The sequence below is a fragment of the Streptomyces sp. NPDC047706 genome (genome assembly GCF_043204795.1).
Taxonomy (GTDB): domain Bacteria; phylum Actinomycetota; class Actinomycetes; order Streptomycetales; family Streptomycetaceae; genus Streptomyces.
The window spans coordinates 120010-139917 of record NZ_JBIDCW010000017.1 but is presented as its reverse complement, the minus strand read 5'-3'; the positions used below and the strand labels follow the sequence as shown (position 1 = coordinate 139917).

16 protein-coding genes and 1 pseudogene are annotated in these 19908 nt (G+C 72.1%); 13 read left to right on the top strand and 4 right to left on the bottom strand.

The features are described 5' to 3' along the window. Nucleotides 1–2: 2 nt before the first annotated feature. A complete protein-coding gene (locus tag ACGF8A_RS21205; protein ID WP_393110345.1) occupies nucleotides 3–2537 on the bottom strand; it encodes an ATP-dependent Clp protease ATP-binding subunit in 2535 nt (844 codons plus the stop codon). A gap of 566 nt (nucleotides 2538–3103) precedes the next feature. Between ACGF8A_RS21205 and ACGF8A_RS21200 the strand changes: the two genes are divergently transcribed. The 11 genes from ACGF8A_RS21200 to ACGF8A_RS21150 all read left to right on the top strand — a co-directional run bounded on the left by ACGF8A_RS21200 (nucleotide 3104) and on the right by ACGF8A_RS21150 (nucleotide 15271). Continuing rightward, complete coding sequence (locus ACGF8A_RS21200; protein ID WP_393110343.1) at nucleotides 3104–3298, top strand: hypothetical protein; 195 nt, start codon at nucleotides 3104–3106, stop codon at nucleotides 3296–3298. A gap of 42 nt (nucleotides 3299–3340) precedes the next feature. Further along, complete coding sequence (locus ACGF8A_RS21195) at nucleotides 3341–3592, top strand: helix-turn-helix domain-containing protein (RefSeq protein ID WP_393110341.1); 252 nt, start codon at nucleotides 3341–3343, stop codon at nucleotides 3590–3592. Between the two features lie 92 nt (nucleotides 3593–3684). Further along, complete coding sequence (locus ACGF8A_RS21190) at nucleotides 3685–5085, top strand: hypothetical protein (protein WP_393110339.1); 1401 nt, start codon at nucleotides 3685–3687, stop codon at nucleotides 5083–5085. Between the two features lie 377 nt (nucleotides 5086–5462). Then, nucleotides 5463–6113 (top strand): hypothetical protein, encoded by a 651-nt coding sequence (locus tag ACGF8A_RS21185; protein ID WP_393110337.1) that lies wholly within the window; start codon nucleotides 5463–5465, stop codon nucleotides 6111–6113. 292 nt (nucleotides 6114–6405) lie between these two features. Next, nucleotides 6406–7248, top strand: coding sequence for a nitrilase-related carbon-nitrogen hydrolase (locus ACGF8A_RS21180; protein ID WP_393110335.1), 843 nt, complete (start codon nucleotides 6406–6408; stop codon nucleotides 7246–7248). Next, on the top strand, nucleotides 7245–8531 hold the full coding sequence (locus tag ACGF8A_RS21175; RefSeq protein ID WP_393110333.1) for an aspartate aminotransferase family protein: 1287 nt from the start codon (nucleotides 7245–7247) through the stop codon (nucleotides 8529–8531). Before ACGF8A_RS21180 ends, ACGF8A_RS21175 begins: the two co-directional genes overlap by 4 nt. Nucleotides 8532–8557: 26 nt before the next feature. After that, the gene (locus ACGF8A_RS21170) at nucleotides 8558–10132 is read left to right on the top strand and encodes a PucR family transcriptional regulator (protein WP_393110331.1); all 1575 of its coding nucleotides are present in this window, start codon (nucleotides 8558–8560) and stop codon (nucleotides 10130–10132) included. A gap of 164 nt (nucleotides 10133–10296) precedes the next feature. Continuing rightward, nucleotides 10297–11139, top strand: a complete 843-nt coding sequence (locus ACGF8A_RS21165; protein ID WP_393110329.1) for a nitrilase-related carbon-nitrogen hydrolase — start codon at nucleotides 10297–10299, stop codon at nucleotides 11137–11139. A gap of 28 nt (nucleotides 11140–11167) precedes the next feature. Continuing rightward, on the top strand, nucleotides 11168–12568 hold the full coding sequence (gene hydA / locus ACGF8A_RS21160) for a dihydropyrimidinase (RefSeq protein WP_393110327.1): 1401 nt from the start codon (nucleotides 11168–11170) through the stop codon (nucleotides 12566–12568). A gap of 11 nt (nucleotides 12569–12579) precedes the next feature. After that, entirely contained in the window at nucleotides 12580–13599 is a 1020-nt protein-coding gene (locus tag ACGF8A_RS21155; RefSeq protein WP_393110325.1) for a TIGR03842 family LLM class F420-dependent oxidoreductase, read from the top strand. Nucleotides 13600–13714: 115 nt separating this feature from the next. Continuing rightward, a complete protein-coding gene (locus ACGF8A_RS21150; RefSeq protein ID WP_393110323.1) occupies nucleotides 13715–15271 on the top strand; it encodes an NCS1 family nucleobase:cation symporter-1 in 1557 nt (518 codons plus the stop codon). A gap of 28 nt (nucleotides 15272–15299) precedes the next feature. Here ACGF8A_RS21150 and ACGF8A_RS21145 read toward each other — a convergent pair whose 3' ends face one another. The 3 genes from ACGF8A_RS21145 to ACGF8A_RS21135 all read right to left on the bottom strand — a co-directional run bounded on the left by ACGF8A_RS21145 (nucleotide 15300) and on the right by ACGF8A_RS21135 (nucleotide 18482). Further along, on the bottom strand, nucleotides 15300–15962 hold the full coding sequence (locus ACGF8A_RS21145; RefSeq protein ID WP_393110321.1) for a hypothetical protein: 663 nt from the start codon (nucleotides 15960–15962) through the stop codon (nucleotides 15300–15302). A gap of 343 nt (nucleotides 15963–16305) precedes the next feature. Then, nucleotides 16306–17652, bottom strand: coding sequence for a DUF2254 domain-containing protein (locus ACGF8A_RS21140; protein WP_393110319.1), 1347 nt, complete (start codon nucleotides 17650–17652; stop codon nucleotides 16306–16308). A gap of 308 nt (nucleotides 17653–17960) precedes the next feature. After that, complete coding sequence (locus ACGF8A_RS21135) at nucleotides 17961–18482, bottom strand: nitroreductase family deazaflavin-dependent oxidoreductase (protein ID WP_393110317.1); 522 nt, start codon at nucleotides 18480–18482, stop codon at nucleotides 17961–17963. A gap of 696 nt (nucleotides 18483–19178) precedes the next feature. Here ACGF8A_RS21135 and ACGF8A_RS21130 point away from each other — a divergent pair. Next, a complete protein-coding gene (locus ACGF8A_RS21130; RefSeq protein WP_393110315.1) occupies nucleotides 19179–19742 on the top strand; it encodes a GNAT family N-acetyltransferase in 564 nt (187 codons plus the stop codon). 16 nt (nucleotides 19743–19758) lie between these two features. Then, a pseudogene (locus ACGF8A_RS21125) lies at nucleotides 19759–19893 on the top strand (IS110 family transposase); the annotation flags it as partial. Between the last annotated feature and the right edge of the window lie 15 nt (nucleotides 19894–19908).

Sequence of the window (19908 nt, the reverse complement as noted above, 5' to 3'; positions counted from 1 at the left end):
GCCTAGCCGGCCGCGCCCTCGGTACCGAACGTCAGCCTGCCGTCCTCCTCGTCGACCCGCACCCGGTCGCCGTCCTTGACCCGGCCGTCGAGGAGGAGGCGGGAGAGCTGGTTGTCGACCTCGCGCTGAATGGTGCGGCGCAGCGGGCGGGCGCCGTACTCCGGCTCGTAGCCCCGCCGGGCCAGGAGATCGACGGCCGGGTCGGAGAACTCGACCGTGATGCCCTGCGCGTGCATCAGCCGGCGGGTGCGCTCCAGCAGCAGGTTGGTGATGCGGTGCAGCTGGTCCGGCGTGAGCTGGCGGAAGAAGACGATCTCGTCGATCCGGTTCAGGAACTCGGGCCTGAAGTGCTCGCGCAGCGGCCGCAGGATCTGCTCGCGGCGGGCCTCCTCGTCCGCGTCGGCGCCGCCCGCGCCGAAACCGATGCCGGCCCCGCGCCGGGTGATCGCCTCGGAACCGAGGTTGCTGGTCATCACGATCACCGTGTTGGTGAAGTCGACCGTGCGGCCCTGGGAGTCGGTCAGCCGGCCGTCGTCGAGGACCTGGAGAAGGATGTTGAAGACGTCCGGGTGCGCCTTCTCCACCTCGTCGAGCAGCAGCAGCGAGTACGGGTGCCGCCGCACCACCTCGGTGAGCTGGCCGGCCTCCTCGTGGCCGACGTACCCGGGTGGCGCGCCCACCAGCCGGCTGACGGTGTGCCGTTCCTGGTACTCGCTCATGTCGAGCCGTACCATCCGCTCCTCGCTGCCGAACAGCGCCTCGGCCAGCGCGCGGGCCAGTTCCGTCTTGCCGACCCCGGTCGGGCCGAGGAACAGGAAGCTGCCGATCGGCCGGTCGGGACTGGCCAGCCCGGCGCGGGAGCGCATCACCGCCTCGGAGACCACCCGGACGGCCTCGTCCTGGCCGACGACTCGCTCGTGCAGGTGTTCCTCCAGGCCCAGCAGCCGTTCCTTCTCCTCCTCGGTCAGCCTGCTCACCGGGATGCCGGTCTGCCGGGACACCACCTCGGCAACGGCCTCGGTGGTGACCTCCAGGTTCTGCCCCTCGTCGGCCTGGTCGCCGCCGGAGGCCTGCGAGATCCGTTGCCTCAGCTCCATGATCCGGTCCCGCAGCCTCGTGGCCTGCTCGTACTGCTCGGCGGCGACCGCCTGGTCCTTGTCCCGGGCCAGTTGCTCGGCCTCCCGCTCCATGGCCCGCACGTCCGTGCCCTTGGTACGGGCGCGCAGCCGCACCCGCGCGCCCGCCTGGTCGATGAGGTCGATGGCCTTGTCGGGCAGCCGCCGGTCGGTGAGATACCGGTCGGACAGCTCGACGGCGGCGACCAGGGCCTCGTCCGTGTAACGGACCTGGTGGTGGGCCTCGTAGCGGTCGCGCAGGCCCCGCAGGATCTCGATCGCGTCCGCGGGAGTCGGCTCGGGGACCAAAATCGGCTGGAAGCGGCGGGCGAGGGCCGCGTCCTTCTCGATCCGGCGGTACTCCTCCAGCGTCGTCGCGCCGACGATGTGCAGTTCTCCGCGGGACAGGGCGGGCTTGAGGATGTTGCCCGCGTCCATGGAGCCGCCCTCACCGCCGCCGCCCGCGCCGACGACGGTGTGCAGCTCGTCGATGAAGACGATCAGGCGGTCGGAGTTGGCGCGGATCTCGCCCACGATGGTGTTGAGCCGCTCCTCGAAGTCGCCCCGGTAACGCGTTCCCGCGACCACGCCGGGCAGGTCGAGGGCGACCACCCGCCGCCCGATCAGCACGTCGGGCACGTCGCCGTCGGTGATCCGCTGCGCCAGCCCCTCCACGATCGCCGTCTTGCCGACGCCCGCGTCACCGATGAGCACGGGGTTGTTCTTGCCGCGCCGGGAGAGCACCTCGATGGTCTGCTCGATCTCCTCGTCCCGTCCGATCACGGGGTCGATACGGCCCTGACGGGCCAGTTCGGTGAGATCGCGACCGTACTTGTCGACGGTCGGCGTGGCCGTGGACCGGGGCTGCTCGGGGCGGGCCTGCGCGGTGTCCGGGGCCTCGGGCGGCATGCCGGTGGGGGCGAAGCGGGCCGCGTTCAGGATGTGCCCGGCGGCGGAGTCCGGGTTGGCGGCGAGGGCGCTGAGCACGTGCTCGGGGCTGATGTAGCCGGTGCCGCTCGCGCGGGCCAGGTCGTGCGCGTCCAGCAGGGCGCGCTTGACGGCCGGGGTGAGTGAGAGGGAGGTGGGCGGCGGGGCCTCGTTCTGCGGGTGCTGGACCGGGCCCGAGCGCTCGTCGATCTCCGAGGCCAGGCTGTCGGGGTCCGCGCCGGCGCGGCTGAGCAGGCTGCGGGTCGGTTCGCTGGCCAGGGCCGCGCGCAGCAGGTGCTGGGTGTCCAGGTCCCGGCTGCCGTGCTCGGCGGCGTACTGGGCGGCGCCGCGCACCATGTCCCGGGCCGGCTGACTGAGCAGCCGGCCGATGTCGATCTGGCGGGGACCCGGACGAGGTCCGCCGAAGAAGCGGGCCAGGAATTCTCCGAACGGGTCCGGGTTCATGCCCTCCGGGCCGGGGAAGCCGCTGGTCATCACAGTTCCGTTTCGCTGGTCGGCGTACCGGTGTGCACGGGCTCCCGTGCGCTGCGCGGCTGTGCGTGGGGTGCGCTGCTCAACACCCTGGCACGATCGGGGGCGGGTGGCATGTGGAGCCCGCGGCCCGGGGAGCGTCCCTTGACCGGCGGCTGCGGGTCTGAGTGGCAGGTCGCCCGGTCCTCCGCGCCCCTTTCAGGGTGTCGCCCGGCCGTGAGGACGCGGGACCCCGCGTCCGTGATCGCCACGGTGTGTTACGTGTGGGCCGCGCGGCGGCCGTCGTTCGCGCGCGGGGGCCGTCCGTCGGGGTTCGCGTGGTAGTCGTCCCGGCCGCTCGCGACGAGCATGGGCTCGATGGCCGGCACCGTGCTCTTGCGCGGGCGCGGGCCCTTTCCGGGGCGGCCTTCGTCCGGAGCCGAGGGGCTTCGCGCATACGGCGGCCGATGCCGTGGCCGCCGAAGCCGTCCGGGATTGCGTCGCCGGTCCGGTGGCAGCCCGTGCCGACGGCGTGGGCCATGTCGCCGACGCGGTCGCCCACACCGCCGCCTCGATGCCGCCGTGAGGGCGTGCTCGACGGTGCCCACGAGGCGCACGTCGGCCGGGCGGAGGCGGCAGGCGACGGCGCTCAGCGCCGAGCCGCCCTCCCGGCCGTCCCGCTCGGTGCCGCCGCCGAGGCAGACCTGGGCGCCGTCGCGCAGCCGGCAGGGGACGGGATGCCGCGCACGATCGCGTCGTCGCCTCGATCGACCTGTCTGTCCTGAGCCCCAGCGCGCCAATTACCATACCGGTATTAGAATGGCTTCATGGTGCGCACCCCCCTCACCCCCGAAGAGCGTGAACGCGGCGAGCGGCTCGGGCAGCTGCTGCGCGAGGCGCGCGGCGGCCGCAGCATGGCCGAGGTCGCGGCCGCCGCCGGCATCTCCGCGGAGACCCTCCGCAAGATCGAGACCGGCCGCGCCCCGACGCCGGCCTTCTTCACCGTGGCGGCCCTCGCCCGCGCGCTCGGCCTGTCGATGGACGAACTGGCCGGTGCGTGCGCGCCGGTGGGGGTCTGAGGTCGCCGCCGGAAAACTCCCCGTAGCGGCGCCGTAACACGACTGGTGTTGTCTACGGCGCGGAATGCTTCGCTCCTTACGGGGGTCGCGCCATGGCGGCGGAACAACTACCAGCCCGTGTGCGGGAGTTCGCGAACCACCTGACCGGCCTGCTGGCGAGGCTGGACAACGGTGCCGGGTGGTGCGCGGTGTTCTGGCAGCGCGATCCGGAGGGCATGCGGGCCTGCCTCGACGGACGCGAGGTGCCACCCTGGGACGTGGTCGAGGCGCTCCTGCAGGATCTCGCCGCGGAGCACGGCTCCGAGGCCGCCGCCGCCGAACTGCGGTGGGCCCGCGCGCTGCACGCCGCCGCGCTCCTCGCGTACGACACCCGGCCAGGCGGCCGCGACGCCCTCGTGGACCGGCTCGACGCCATGCTCCATGAACAGCGGTACGCCGCCGCACGGCTCGCGGAGCTGGCCCGGTCACTGCCCACGGCCGCCGGCCGGGCCGACGCGGACGCCGTCCGCCTGGACCTGGCGTGGGCCCGCGACGACCACGGCCGGGCGACCGCACGGTGCGCCGAACTCCGCCGGAGGATTGCTGACTTGGACCGACGGGCGGCGGACGGACGCGAGGCCGGGGGAGCGCTCCTGGATCCCGGCGGTGGCTCCGGGGAGGCCGTCCCCGATCCCGGTGCGGCTCCCGGCCCCGGTGCCGCCGACTCGGCCGCGAGGGACGGCCGGGAGGGCCGGGAGGGCCGGGGGAGGGGGCCGCGGGAACAGCGCAGGCGTCGTCGGGGCAGTGCCCGTTTCGCAGGCATGACGGAGGAGGGCGCCGCCCCCGCCGTCGTACCCCCGGGTGCCGTCCAGGGACTGCCCGCCCCGGCCCCCGCCACCGGACGCTCCCCGCGAGGAGCCCGTTTCGCGGGAGCGGCAGCCGAGCCCGCCGCGACGGCTGAGCCGCCGCTCGAGGCGGTGGACGGATCGGCGCGGCGGGAGGCCGCGGGGATGGCCGAGACGCTGGCGCGGCTGCGGGGCGAGGGCCGCACGGGGGAGGCGCACGTGCTGCTGGCCGAGGCCGCGTACGGGTCCGCCGCCCGCTTCCCGCTGGTCGCCGACGAACTCGAACGCGCCGGGCTCGGTGCCGACTGGGCGACGTTGCTGTGGGAGGCAGCCTCGCTGCCCGTGCGCCGGCTGGTCGCCGCGGCGGACGCGCTGGTCGCGGCGGGCCGGGACGCCGACGGGGCGCGGCTCCTGCGACAGGGCGTGGCGCGGCCGCCGGGCGAGATCGGCCTGGCCGTGCTGGGGTTGGCCCACGAGGGCCGACACCGCGAGGTGCGCGCGCTGCTCGGCGCGTACGTCCGCGTCCGCACCCCCGACGAGGCCGCGCGCAGTGCCGGCGCCGAGCCGGAGACCCTGGTGCCCCTCCTGCTGGAGGCCGCGCGCGCGGCCTCCGCCGAGCGGCACGGGGACCTGGTGCACGCCCTGAGGGTTGCCGGGCTCACCGCCTGAGCACGCCGGCGGACGTGCGTGACGAGATGCTCGCCGCCCGCGGCGCCGCCGCCGGCCACGCGGGCCGCGTCCGGCCGTAGGGGAGCGGTGCCGGCGGGGACGTCCGCAGGGCGCACACGGTCCGGTCCGGGCACCTCGGGGGGCCGGAGGCGTCCGGCGGCGGACACGCCGGCCCCCGGGGGTGGTGAGCCGGGCGGCGCCGACGTCGTCGCCCGTCCGGGTCACCGGGGGCGCGCACGGCGCGGAACGGCCGCAGGGTGGTGGTGTCCGCGGGAGGTGCTCGCCGAGCGCCACCGTCTCGGTCGGTGGAGTGGCCCGCGGCGCGTCCACCCTGCCGAGAGGGCTCGACAGCAGCTTGTGGAGGTTCCGTGCGCGACATGCCGTTGACCAAGAGCATCGGTGAACTCCTGCACCGGCGGCACGGCTCCCCCCGGCGGGCCCACGCCCGGCCCGGGCCGGACAGGTTCGGGCTGGACAGCATGCTGGCCGGGGGATTCACCGCCGGCACGCTCGGCCCCGAGGACGAGGCGAGGCTCGCCGACGAGGTGGCGCAGCTCCTCCCCCACGGCGCCGACATGCCCACCAAGGCGCGAGAGACGCTGACCACGATCATCGATCACCTCGGGGGGCAGCGAGAACTGATGGCATGGCTCGACCGCCACCCCGGTCGCCCCAGACTGATCGCGCGGATGTACGTGCTCATGGGGCACCTCGACCGCTACAGCGACGAGGGCGCGGTGCTGGACGCGCTGCGGGCGTCCCGGGCCCAGGACCCGTATCCCGGCGGCCTGCGCGACTACCTTCCCCCCGACACCACGGACGAGACCCTCGGCACCGTGGCCGCCCGGATCGAGGACCTGCTGGCAGACGGCCGTGAGGAGGAGGCGGTCCGCCTCGCCCTGGCGACCACCTCCTGGCTGCGGCACGTGGCCGAGAGCCCCGACGACCCCCTCCCTGTCGTCCGTGAGATGGGTGAGCTGATGGCCCATGTGCACGAGGACGTCGGCGAGGCCGCCCGCCGCTCCTGAACGGCGCGCCGCACCGCCGCTCGTCCCGGTGCGGGACCGGACGCAGGCGGCCGGCGGTGCCGAGCCCCCGGGGGCGGGAACGACCGGCGGCAGACGCGGGAAACCGGCCGGCGCACATGTCCGCGGCCCCGAGAGCCCTCGCGCGCCGCTCACCCACAGGAGTGTGAAACAGCCCCGAAACCCGGGGTTGACGACGATGGTCTTGGCAAGTCCTCCGCCTGGGCATACGTTCGTGCCTCTACGTCCTGCTCTACGGGCGTAGAGGCGCTGACGCCCCGCGAAGGAGCAGCTCATGGCGAACGTCGTCCGTGCCGCTCTGGTCCAGGCCACCTGGACCGGCGACACCGAGTCCATGGTGGCGAAACACGAGGAGCACGCCCGCGAGGCGGCCCGGCAGGGCGCCAAGGTCATCGGGTTCCAGGAGGTCTTCAACGCCCCCTACTTCTGCCAGGTCCAGGAGCCGGAGCACTACCGCTGGGCCGAGCCGGTGCCGGACGGGCCGACCGTGCGCCGTATGCGGGAACTGGCGCGCGAGACCGGCATGGTGATCGTCGTGCCGGTGTTCGAGATCGAGCAGTCCGGCTTCTACTACAACACCGCCGCGGTGATCGACGCCGACGGCAGCTACCTCGGCAAGTACCGCAAGCACCACATCCCGCAGGTGCGGGGCTTCTGGGAGAAGTACTACTTCAAGCCCGGCAACCTCGGCTGGCCCGTCTTCGACACCGCAGTGGGAAAGGTGGGCGTCTACATCTGCTACGACCGGCACTTCCCGGAGGGCTGGCGCCAACTCGGCCTGAACGGAGCCCAGCTGGTGTACAATCCGTCCGCCACGCACCGCGGCCTGTCGTCCTACCTGTGGCGGCTGGAGCAGCCGGCGGCGGCCGTCGCCAACGAGTACTTCGTCGCCGCCATCAACCGGGTCGGCGTCGAGGAGTACGGCGACAACGACTTCTACGGAACGAGCTACTTCGTCGACCCGCGGGGGCAGTTCGTGGGGGAGGCCGCCAGCGACAAGGCCGAGGAACTCGTCGTGCGCGACCTCGACTTCGACGTCATCGAAGAGGTGCGGCAGCAGTGGGCCTTCTACCGCGACCGCCGCCCCGACGCCTACGAAGGGCTGGTGCAGCCGTGACCAAGGACCTGCTGGGACGCCATCGGGCCGTGCTCCCCGACTGGCTCGCGCTCTACTACGAGGAGCCGATCGAGATCACCCACGGAGAGGGCCGGCACGTCTGGGACGCCGCCGGGAACCGCTACCTCGACTTCTTCGGCGGCATCCTGACCACGATGACCGCGCACGCCCTGCCCGAGGTGACCAAGGCGGTGAGCGAGCAGGCCGGACGGATCATCCACTCCTCCACCCTGTACCTCAACCGGCCGATGGTCGAACTCGCCGAGCGTATCGCCCAGTTGAGCGGTATCCCGGACGCCCGCGTCTTCTTCACCACCTCCGGCACGGAGGCCAACGACACCGCCCTGCTGCTGGCCACGGCCTACCGCCGCAGCAACACGATCCTGGCGATGCGCAACAGCTACCACGGCCGCTCCTTCAGCGCCGTGGGCATCACCGGCAACCGCGGCTGGTCGCCGACCTCCCTGTCCCCGCTGCAGACGCTGTACGTGCACGGAGGCGTCCGCACCCGCGGACCCTACGCGAGCCTGAGCGACGACGAGTTCATCGCGGCCTGCGTCGAGGACCTGACCGACCTGCTCGGCCACACCCGCCCGCCCGCCGCGCTGATCGCCGAGCCCGTCCAGGGCGTCGGGGGCTTCACCGCCCCGCCGGACGGGCTGTACGCCGCCTTCCGCGAGGTGCTTGCCGAGCGCGGGATCCTCTGGATCGCCGACGAGGTGCAGACCGGCTGGGGCCGCACCGGCGAGCACTTCTGGGGCTGGCAGGCGCACGGCCGCAGTGGTCCCCCGGACATGCTCACCTTCGCCAAGGGCATCGGCAACGGCATGTCCATCGGCGGGGTCGTCGCCCGCGCCGGGATCATGAACTGCCTCGACTCGCACAGCATCTCCACCTTCGGCGGCACCCAGATCACCATGGCCGCGGGCCTGGCCAACCTCACCTACCTGCTGGAGCACGACCTCCAGGGCAACGCCCGCAGGGTCGGCGGACTGCTGATCGAGCGGCTGCGGGCCGTCGCCGCGCAGGTGCCGGCCGTGCGGGAGGTGCGCGGGCGCGGGCTGATGATCGGCATCGAGGTGGCCCGGCCGGGCACCGACGAGGCCGATCCGCAGGCCGCGTCCGCCGTGCTGGAGGCGGCCCGCGCGGGCGGGCTGCTCATCGGCAAGGGCGGCGGGCACAACACCAGCGCCCTGCGCATCGCCCCGCCGATGTCCCTGACCGTCGCCGAGGCCGAGGAGGGCGCCGCCGTCCTCGAACGGGCCCTGAGGAGCATCGGCTAGCACGAGCGAAGCAAGGGATCGCCGCCATGACCACCACCCCGGATTCCTGGGAGACCCTCGAACCGGCCCTGTCGGTCCGGCAGGTCCTCACGCTGGAGCGGGTGCTCGCCGGGGAGCCGGAAGTGGTGGCCGGCGCGGGCCAGCTGGACCGGCCGGTGCGCTGGGTGCACGTCGCCGAGGCCGCCGACGTCGGCGTGATGCTCAGCGGCGGGGAGATGGTCCTCACCACCGGCGTCCTGCTCGCCGGTGACGCGGACAAGCAGGCCGAGTACGTGAGGTCGCTGCACCGGGCGGAGGCGGCGGCCCTCGTGCTCGGCCTCGGCCGCGCCTTCCCCGCCGCGCCGGACCCGATGCGGCGGGTCGCCGAGCGCTGCGGGCTGCCCATGGTCGTCCTGCACCGCCCCTTCCCCTTCGCCCAGCTCACCGAGGAGGTCCAGTCCCGGCTGGTCAGGCGCAAGTTCGCCGCGGTCAGCCTCTCCGAGGAGGTTCGCACCGAACTCACCGCCCTGATCACCTCCGGCGCCCCGCTGCAACGCCTGCTCGACGAGGTGGCCCGGCACAGCGCCTGTCCCGTCGTCGTGACCAACCTCGCTCACCGCGTCCTCGCCACGGCGGGGGAGCGTCCCGCCGTCGACGACGTGCTGCGCGACTGGGAGCGCATCGCCCGCCAGGCCGGCGGCAGCGAGGGCGACGGCTGGATCCGCGCCGAGCTGGGCGGGCGCGGGGAGCGGTGGGGACGCATCATGCTGTGCGGCTACCGGGGCGACACCGCGACCGGGCGGCTGCTCGCCGACCGGGCCGCCGAGGCCATCGTGCTGCACCGCATGCTCGGCGGCTCCTCGGGCAGCTGGGAGGAGCAGTCGGCGCAGAGCCTGCTGACGGACCTGATCGGTGGCGTCGTACCGGCACGGCAGTTGCTGCCCAGGGCACGGGCGGCCGGGCTGCCGGTCAACCGGCGCACCTTCGTCCCGCTGGTCGTGCGGGAGCGGGAATCCGGCCGGCCGGACCGGGTGATGCGCCTGCTGGGGCTGCCCGGGATCGCCGCGGAACTCGCCGGCGGGGCCACCGCGGTGCTGCTCAGCCTCGCTCCGGACCAGGACGCCGAGGCGCTCACCGCCCACTTCGCGGCACGGCTGCGGTCCACGTCACGGCCCGTCGTCGTCGCCGCGGCGGACCCGCGCGCCGCCTGGGACGAGGTCCCCGCGGGCCTGCGCGAGGCGCTGCACGTCGCGGACGCCGTGGCCGGCTCCCCGGCCGTCCTCGACCTTCCCGCCGTCGTCCGCCTGAGGGACGTTCATCTGCGGGGCCTGATCCGGCTGCTGCGGGACGACCCGCAGGTGCAGTCCTTCGCGGAGCGGGAGCTGGACGGGCTGCTGTGCGCACGGGACGACGAGGCGGGCGCCCTGCTCGCCGTGCTGCGGACGTATCTCGCGACCGGCCGCAACAAGTCCCGCACCGCGCAGCTCCACCATGTCTCACGGCCCGCGCTCTACCGCCGTCTGGAGGCGATACAGGCCCGCCTCGGCGTCGACCTCGACGACTTCGAGCAGGCCGCGTCGGTGCACATCGCGCTCCTCGCACACGACGCGCAACAGGGGTGAAACATGCGACGACCTGCGATGACGGCGGTGAAACATGGACCCGCACCAGGGTGACACGGTGGCACGCCGCGCCCTCGCGGACGTGACACGGTGCAACTCAACGACGGCAAACGGACTTCCTAGGCTCACCGGACACCGAGCTACCGGAGCGACCGGAGGTCCCGATGAGCCGAGTGATCCGCGCCGCCGTCTTCCAGACGTCATGGACCGGCGACAAGGAGTCGATGATCCGGGTGCACGAGCAGGCGGTGCGCGACGCCGCCGCCCAGGGCGCCGGGATCCTGTGTTTCCAGGAGCTGTTCTACGGACCGTACTTCTGCCAGGTGCAGGACCCTGCCTTCTACGAGTACGCCGAGCGGATCCCGGACGGCCCGATCGTGCGGCGGTTCCAGGCGCTCGCCCGCGAGCTGGGCATCGTCCTCGTGCTGCCGATGTACGAGGAGGAGCAGCCCGGCGTGCTGTACAACACCGCCGCGGTGATCGACGCGGACGGCTCCTACCTCGGCAAGTACCGCAAGACACACATCCCGCAGGTGCGCGGCTTCTGGGAGAAGTTCTACTTCCGGCCCGGCAGCAGCGGCTGGCCGGTCTTCGACACGGCCGTCGGCAAGGTCGGCGTCTACATCTGCTACGACCGCCACTTCCCGGAGGGCTGGCGGGCGCTCGGCCTCGCGGGCGCCGAGATCGTCTTCAACCCCTCGGCCACCTCGCGCGGACTCTCCGGCTACCTGTGGCAGCTGGAGCAGCCGGCGGCGGCCGTCGCCAACGAGTACTTCGTCGGCGCGATCAACCGGGTCGGCGTCGAGGAGTACGGCGACAACGACTTCTACGGCACCTCGTACTTCGTGGACCCCGAGGCCCAGTTCGTCGGCGAGGTGGCGAGCGACAAGGAGAGCGAACTGGTCGTGCGGGACCTGGACATGGCCAAGCTGCGCGAGGTCCGCGACCGCTGGCAGTTCTACCGCGACCGGGCGCCGGGCACGTACACCCCGCTGACCGCGCCCTGAAAGCAACCGTCACGGCAGGAGAGGGAGCATGAGCCGTACCGTGATCCGCGGTGGCCTCGTCGTCACCGCGTCCGACGAGATGCACGCCGACGTCCTGATCGAGGACGGCCGATTCGCCGCCCTCGCCGCCTCCGGCACCCCGGCCGCCGAGGCCTGGACGGCCGAGAGGGTGCTCGACGCCACCGGGAAGTACGTCATCCCGGGCGGCGTCGACGCCCATACCCACATGGAGCTGCCGTTCGGCGGCACCTTCGCCTCCGACACCTTCGAGACCGGCACCCGGGCCGCGGCCTGGGGCGGCACCACGACGATCGTCGACTTCGCGGTGCAGAGCGTCGGCCACAGCCTGCGCGAAGGGCTGGACGCCTGGCACGCCAAGGCCGAGGGGAACTGCGCCGTCGACTACGGCTTCCACATGATCGTCTCCGATGTGCACGACGAGACGCTCAAGGAGATGGACCTGCTGGTCGAGGAGGGGGTGACCTCCTTCAAGCAGTTCATGGCGTATCCGGGCGTCTTCTACAGCGACGACGGCCAGATCCTGCGCGCCATGCAGCGATCCGCCGACAACGGCGGGCTGATCATGATGCACGCGGAGAACGGCATCGCCATCGACGTCCTCGTGCAGCAGGCACTGGCCCGCGGGGAGACCGACCCCCGGTATCACGGCGAGGTGCGCAAGGCCCTGCTGGAGGCCGAGGCCACCCACCGCGCCATCAGGCTGGCCCAGGTCGCGGGAGCGCCCCTGTACGTCGTGCACGTCTCGGCCGCGGAGGCGGTCGCCGAGCTGACCCGGGCGCGCGACGAGGGTCTGAACGTCTTCGGCGAGACCTGCCCGCAGTATCTGTTCCTGTCGACCGACAACCTCGCCGAACCCGGCTTCGAAGGCGCGAAGTACGTCTGCTCCACGCCGCTGCGGCCCCGCGAGCACCAGGCGGCGCTGTGGAAGGGCCTGCGCACCAACGACCTCCAGGTCGTCTCCACCGACCACTGCCCCTTCTGCTTCGCCGGGCAGAAGGAACTCGGCCGCGGCGACTTCTCCAGGATCCCCAACGGGCTGCCCGGCGTGGAGAACCGCATGGACCTGCTCCACCAGGCCGTCCTCGACGGGCACATCACGCGCCGCCGCTGGATCGAGATCGCCTGCGCCACCCCGGCCCGGATGTTCGGCATGTACCCGAAGAAGGGCACCATCGCGCCGGGCGCCGACGCCGACGTCGTGATCTACGACCCGCACGCCGAGCAGGTGATGTCGGCCGGTACGCATCACATGAACGTCGACTACTCGGCCTACGAGGGCAAGCGCGTCACCGGCCGTGTCGAGACGGTGCTCTCGCGCGGCGTTCCCGTCATCACCGAGCGGGAGTACACCGGGCACGCCGGACACGGCGTCTTCATCCCCCGCTCCACCTGTCAGTACCTCAACTAGGAGAGGCGCCCATGGACTTCGGACTCGTGCTGCAGACCGACCCGCCGGCCTCCCGGGTCGTCTCCCTGATGAAGCGTGCCGAGCGCAACGGATTCACCCACGGGTGGACCTTCGACTCGGCGGTGCTCTGGCAGGAACCCTTCGTCATCTACAGCCAGATCCTCGCCAACACCACGAAGCTGACGGTCGGCCCCATGGTCACCAACCCCGGCACCCGCACCTGGGAGGTCACCGCCTCCACCTTCGCCACGCTCAACGACATGTTCGGCAACCGCACGGTGTGCGGCATCGGGCGCGGCGACTCGGCGATGCGGGTGGCCGGACGCCGGCCCAACACGCTCGCCCGGATCAGTGAGGCGATGAAGGTCATCCGCGAGCTGGGCAGCGGCCGGCAGGCCGAACTGGGCGGCACGGTGATCAGGCTCCCGTGGATCAAGCCGGGCGCCCGGCTCCCCGTGTGGATGGCCGCGTACGGGCCCAAGGCGCTGAAGATGACCGGTGAGGAAGCAGACGGGTTCATCCTCCAGCTCGCCGACCTGTATCTCACCGAGTACATGGTCAAGGCGGTCAAGGACGCGGCGGTCGCCGCCGGGCGCGACCCCGGCGCCGTCACGATCTGCGTGGCCGCCCCCGCCTACGTCACCGAGGACGACTCGCCCGAGGCGCTCGCGCACGCGCGGGAGCAGTGCCGCTGGTTCGGCGGAATGGTGGGAAACCACGTCGCCGACCTGGTCGCCAAGTACGGCGAGCACTCCGCCGCCGTACCCGCCGGACTCACCGACTACATCAAGGCCCGCGAGGGCTACGACTACGCCCACCACGGGCGCAGCGGCAACCCCGACACCCAGTTCGTGCCGGACGAGATCGTCGACCGGTTCTGCCTGATCGGGCCGGTCGAGAAGCACGTCGAGAAACTCAGGGCGCTGCGCGCGCTGGGCGTCGACCAGTTCGCGGTGTACGACATGCACGACGCACAGGAAGCGGTGATCGACGCCTACGGCGCGAAGGTCATCCCCACGCTCCGTTCCTGAACGCGCAGCGACCACCGACCGACCCCCCACCCCTTGCCCTCCTCCCCGCCGTTCCGGGGAGGGGCCCAGGGCCTCCGCACGGCCTCTCCCGTCCCACCTTGCCGATTGGCCTGCCATGACCGAAACAGTCCCCGCGGGGTCGCCCGCCGCCCAGAGTGCCGATGCCGACGGCCGGATAGAGCTGGCCCCCGAGGCCTTCCCCGCCGAAAGCCCGTTCGCCAACGAGGACCTGCGTCCCGTCCCGGTCGCCGAGCGCCGGTGGACGACCTACAACTTCGCGGCGCTGTGGATCTCCATGGCGCACTGCATTCCCAGCTGGACCCTGGCATCCGGTCTGGTCGCGCTCGGCATGGACTGGAAGCAGGCGGTCTTCACCATCGCCCTGGCCAACGTCATCGTGCTGCTGCCGATGCTCGCCACCGGCCACGCCGGCCCCAAGTACGGCATTCCCTTCCCGGTGCTCGCCCGCGCCTCCTTCGGGCTGCGCGGCGCCAACGTCCCGGCGCTGATCCGGGCCGCGGTGGCCTGCGGCTGGTTCGGGATCCAGACCTGGATCGGCGGCAGCGGCATCTTCGTCCTCGGCTCCAAGCTCACCGGCGGCGAATGGGAGAAGGCCGGGCAGATCGCCGGCAACCCCTGGCCGCTGTGGCTGTGCTTCATCCTGTTCTGGGCCGTGCAGATCGCCATCATCCACCGCGGCATGAACTTCCTGCGGCACTTCGAGAACTGGGCCGCGCCCTTCGTGATCGTCGGCGCCTTCGTGCTGCTGATCTGGATCGCCGTGCAGGCGGACGGCTTCGGTGAGTTGCTCTCGCAGCCCTCGAAGCTCGGCTGGGGCGCGGACTTCTGGCCGGTCTTCATCCCGTCCCTCATGGGCATGATCGGCTTCTGGGCGACCCTGTCGCTGAACATCCCCGACTTCACCCGCTTCGGCGCCAGCCAGCGCGCCCAGACCCTGGGCCAGACGCTGGGCCTGCCCACCACGATGACCCTGTTCGCGATCCTCGCCGTCCTCGTGACCTCCGGCTCCGAGGCGGTCTACGGCGAGGCGATCTGGGACCCGGTCACCCTCGCCGCCAAGGCGGACAACGTCTTCGGCCTGCTCTTCGCGCTGATCACCGTGCTGGTCGCCACCATCTCCGTGAACATCGCGGCGAACGTGGTCTCCCCGGCCTACGACCTGGCCAACCTGGCGCCGAAGTTCATCAACTTCCGTACCGGCGCGCTGATCACGGGCGTGGTCGGAATCCTGATCTTCCCGTGGAAGCTGATCTCGACGCCCGAGTTCTACATCTTCACCTGGCTCGGCGTGGTCGGCGGGCTGCTCGGCACGGTCGCGGGCATCCTCATCGCCGACTACTGGATCGTCCGGCGCACGGTCCTGCACCTGGCGGACCTGTACACCCCGGGCGGACGCTACTGGTACGCCGCCGGCTGGAACTGGCGTGCCCTGGTGGCGTTCGCCGTCGGCGGTGTACTGGCGATCGGCGGCTCGTACTCCACCGTGAACGCGGACGGGGTGCGCTCCGGTCCCTTCCCGTCGGAGGGCCTGATCCCGTTCCTGAAGCCGCTCGCGGACTACGGCTGGGCGGTGGGTCTCACGGCCTCGCTGCTGCTGTACGTGGCGCTGATGCTGCCCCGTGAGCGTGCCGGCGGCGACCGGGTGACCTGAGGCGTCGCCGCCGGCAGGGCGGTGGCGCCTACCCGCCGCCCTCCAGTGCGGCAGCCGCCTCCTTCGCCGCCTTGATCGCGCCCTTGTTCATCTCGTCCGAGCTGGGCGCCTCCTTCGACTCGAAGTCCGAGCCGTTGTAGGTGACGACCACGAGCGCGTTGGACGCCCGGACGATCACTGTCGCCTCGCGCGTCTTCTGGTCGTCCTCGGTGGTGAGGTTCACGACCGAGTAGGCCGCGTCGCCCGTGCCGGGGACCGCGCCGCCGCCGCTCTTCTCCCGCACCCGTGCCTCGTACTGCTTGAGCGCCTTGTCGTCCGAGTCGCTGATCTCGAAGGAGACGTCCAGCCAGCGGTAGTCGTAGCCCTTCAGGGCGTTCCAGGAGCAGGTGCGGCGGACCGACTTGTCCGTCGAGGTGATCTCCTTGCCGGCCGTCCTGGCGCCGGGCACCAGCGACGTGATCGTCTTCTGCGCCAGGCTGTCGCACGGCGCGGGGGCCGCGGTGTACGTCTTCGGCGCGGTCGTCGAGGACGGCGCGGAGGGGGACCGGGTCCCGGTCCGGTCCGCCTCCTTGCCCTGGGCGGCCGGGGCGGTGGGCTCCGGGCCGGAGCTGAGCGCCCAGCCCGCGCAGGCGAGCACGACGACCGGCGTCAGGCGCGCGGTGAGAGCGAGCGGCAGAGGAAGAGAACGCACGGCGCACTTCTCGTGGGGGTGGGTGCGGAGGGGGTCCGCACTGCGGACGGGACGCCAGTGTCACACGACTCCCTGTGGGGCGGAAGTGCCAACTCGCTCCGTGCCTGAGCGGTAACTGGCGCGTACCGTCGACGCGTTGTGTGCCCTGGTTTGTCCATCCAGGCCCGACGAGGGGGCACGGGGCGGCGCCGGCTGTGGCAGACCCGGCCGTCTGCGCCGTGGGACGTGGCGGGACGGTGTCGCCCGGAGGTGACGGGCGGTCATGGCTCCACGCCTTCCCCCTCGCGGTGGAGCGCGCCCGTGGAGGTGGGGCGGCCCGGCGACGGGCCACCCCGGCGGGCGGTCAGCGACCGGGCGGCCAGCGCCCGGCGAGGGCCTCTTCGGCAAGCCGAGTCAGCTCCACGAGCCGGACGTGCTCGGTGTCGTCGAGGTCCTGGCCGTCGATCGTCGAGCGCAGTCGGGCGAGTGCGCCGGCGATGGGCGGGTGCCGGTCGGGTGGGGCGGTCCAGGCCAGCTCGCGCAGCAGCGCCGCGATGCGGGCCAGGACGGCGGGCTCACCGGCTCCGTACCGCAGGGGCTGGGCGACTGCCAGAGTCACCAGCTCGTCCAGATCCGGGCGCCGCAGCACGACTCTGAGCCGCTGCTGATCGTCGTGGAGCATCCGGGGACCCAGATCGCGGCCTGCCAGCTCACACAGCAGTGCGGAGGAGTGGGCCAGCGCGTGGACAGCGGTCGTCGGGTCGTTGATCCCGGGGGACAGCGCCTTGGTGGCGATGTCGGTGAGCTGCCGGATTCCGAAGGCGACGTCTTCACGGTCGGTCCGCTCGGGGCCGATGCTCACCGCTGCGGCGGCCCGGCCGACCAGACGTGCCCGGGCCTCGGACGAAAGGTGGGTCCCGGGGCGGGGCCATGCCACCCCCACGGGTGTGCCGGCGACGAGCGAGTCGCCGGGAGTGCGGTCGATGAGGACGACGGCGTCGGCCTCCACGGCGGCACGCAGGAGTGCCTTCTCGTCCATCGAGGTGAGGAAGCCGGAAGCGCTGACGGTCAGGGGCAGCGCGTTGGCGGGTGGTTCCGGCGTGGCGCCGGAGGCATTGCCGGCGGCGGAGTCCCTGCCGGCCGTGTCCTGCTGCTGGGGGAGAAGCCGGTGGATGGTGTGGACGGTGGCGGAGTGGACGCTGCGCATCATCGTCTCGATGCGGAGTTCGCGTGCCAGGTGCGACAGGAAGAGCACGAGGGCGAGGAGGCTGGCCAGAGTGAGCAGAAGAGCCACGGTGACCGAGATCTGGGGGACGAACTCGGTCTGCTCGTCCTTGCCGGTGCGTACCGTGCGCAGCACGGTCAGGGCGAAGGTGAACGTCGTGAGGAACAGCGCCAGGGTCGCCTGGACGTGCCGGTCGGCGGTGAACGTCCGCAACAGACGAGGGGAGAACTGACTGCTCGCCAGCTGCAGGGTCAGGACGGTCAGCGAGAAGGTCAGCGCCGTGACCGTGACCAGTGAGCCGGCGATCGCCGAGAGCACCGAGCGGGCGGCATCGGGGCCGCCGCTGAACAGATAGGTCTTGAGCCAGGTCGGGGGGTCGAGCTGAATCCGCGCGTCCAACTGGGGCAGACCCACGCCCGCGACGGCGGCAAGGGCGACACCCAGCGTCGGCAGGGGCCACAACTGCACCCGCAGCGTTTCACGCATCGGCGTGAGGAACGCGTCCCGTCGACGCGGCCGGGGCCGAGGGGAACCGGGGTGCGGGCGGACGGCGGAAGCGCGTCGACATCAGCACCAGTCCAGCCTACAGATCATGATGAAGGGGACAAATCGACGGAGTGGTTGCAAGGGCCGGTGCAGGAGCCGCCCCGCCGTGTCCTTCGAGAGGCCGGCCGATGGCCGGAGGGTTTGTCCTGTGCCGATCGGCCCTCGGCCGGCCTCGGCGCCCGATCATTGCACAGTGCAAAATGTGATCGCCAGTGCTCTTGCCGGTGCTCCTGAGTGACTTTCCGGACTCACCGGTGGCCGCGCGTGGCCTGGCCGTACCCGTCGGCGGCTTCGAGCCGCACGAAGGGGATGACCCGTCCCGCTTCGCGGAACGACGCCTCACCACCGTCCACGGGAAGGCCCATGAAGGCGCACAGTCGGCGGGCGGTGCGGGGGCGCCGGCACGCGTAGCCGGCCATGATCTCAGCGCCGTCCTCGGGCGGCAGGAAGTGTGCGGTGACCGCGCGCGGGCGGTTTCCGAACCGGATCAGGGTCTTCGGCTGGGCGCGCAGGTTCAGGTACCAGTCGGCCCCCGGGCCGAAGCCGGAGGCGACCGTCCAGGTCGACTCCGCCGAGTCGTAGGACACGACCTCCAGGACCGTCATGTGGTCGCGGTCGGAGACCCGGCCTGTGTGGTGCAGCAGAAGGAGCCGCTTCCCGAAGAGGGGGCCGAGACCCGCGCGGTAGAGCAGGACCGGCAGGCGCAGGGCCAGGCGTCGCCATCCGGTGGGAAGCGGCGGGCGGCGGGGTGCGGTGTCTCTGTCGGGCATGGCCGGGCCTTCCACGTGTCGGGAATGACTCCCTGGCTCGATCGGGTGAGGACCCGGAGCAGGAGTCGTCTCACGGAAGTAACCTTTGCATAGTCTAAAGGTTGGGCTGCGCCTGCGGGGCGGACCGCCTGGTGGGATGCCTGGCAGCGGGTGCGGTCGTCGGCAGTACGGTCGCGGGCGCCCGGTATGGGATCACCGGACTGGCCGCCGGAGAAGGCGGTGCGGAGCTGGCGCGGTCGCGAACCGACCACCCGGCCTGGTGACGCCAGCGCCGTCGTGTACGACGTGGAAGGACGGGTGCCGCCGCGTGGTGCGAAGGGAGGGGCGCCCTGGACCCCCGGCGGACTCCACGCCTGGGCGACCGGACTCCTGACCGCGGGTCCTGTCGCCGCGGTGCGCTCGTGCCGGCTCTCCGCCTCCCGGCTCAGGCACCGGTGCGTAGCCCTCAGCCGTCCGACGCCTCGGCGTGCCGCGGTGCCGCGGTGCCGCGGTGCCGCGGTGTCGCGGGCGCTCGGGCAATCAGGCGGCCGTCCGCCGTCCGGGACGTCCGCCGGTGCTGTGGGTGAATCCCGGATGCTCCCATGGATGTCAAATGGTTGAGGGGCAGGACGTACTGCCGAGGTAGCAGGCCGCGGCACGTACCATTCGGAGTCGTTGAGGCCGTTTCTGCCTGTGCTTGTTCTTTGTGGAGTCGCCATGCTGTTGCCCTGTCCGGAACTGCTGCCCGGCGAGGGCTTCAACCTGCGCCGGCACTGCCCCGCTGACCAGGAGGCGTTCGCGGCCTTCCTCACCGACCCCGAGGCCACCCGCCACATGGCTTTCACGGCGGAGCAGAAGACCACGCAGGGTGCGCAGGGCATGCTCGACTACGTGATCTCCGCCTACGGCTCTGATCACGAGGTTCTGTCCCTGACCATCGCGGACGCCGCAGACGACTCGTACCTGGGCTCGATCGGGGGCACTGCCACGGACACGGAAGGGGTGGTGGAGATCTATTACACGGTCGTCCCCGGTGAGCAGGGGCGTGGCCTGGCTACCGGTGCCGTACAGCTGCTGCTCGCGTACCTCTTTGCGCTTCCCGGTATCACCTCGGTTCGCGCGGACGTCACCACTGAGAACCATCCGTCGCTGCGTGTGCTGGAGAAACTGGGCTTCCAGGACCGCGGACCTGTGGAGCGGAACGCCGGCGACGGCGAACTCGCCCACGACTCCCTCACCGGACGCCGGTACGTACTGGACGCCGGCGCCTACGAGGCGTGAGCCCTGCTGCGACGAGTCCCGCCGCTTCTACGACCGCAAGCGCGCCGAGGGTGAACGCCACGTCCAAGCCGTGCTCGCGCTCGCCCGCCGCCGGGTCAACGTCCTGTGGGCTCTCCTGCGTGACGGACGGTGTTACGAACCCATACCGCCCGTCACGCAGGCCGCT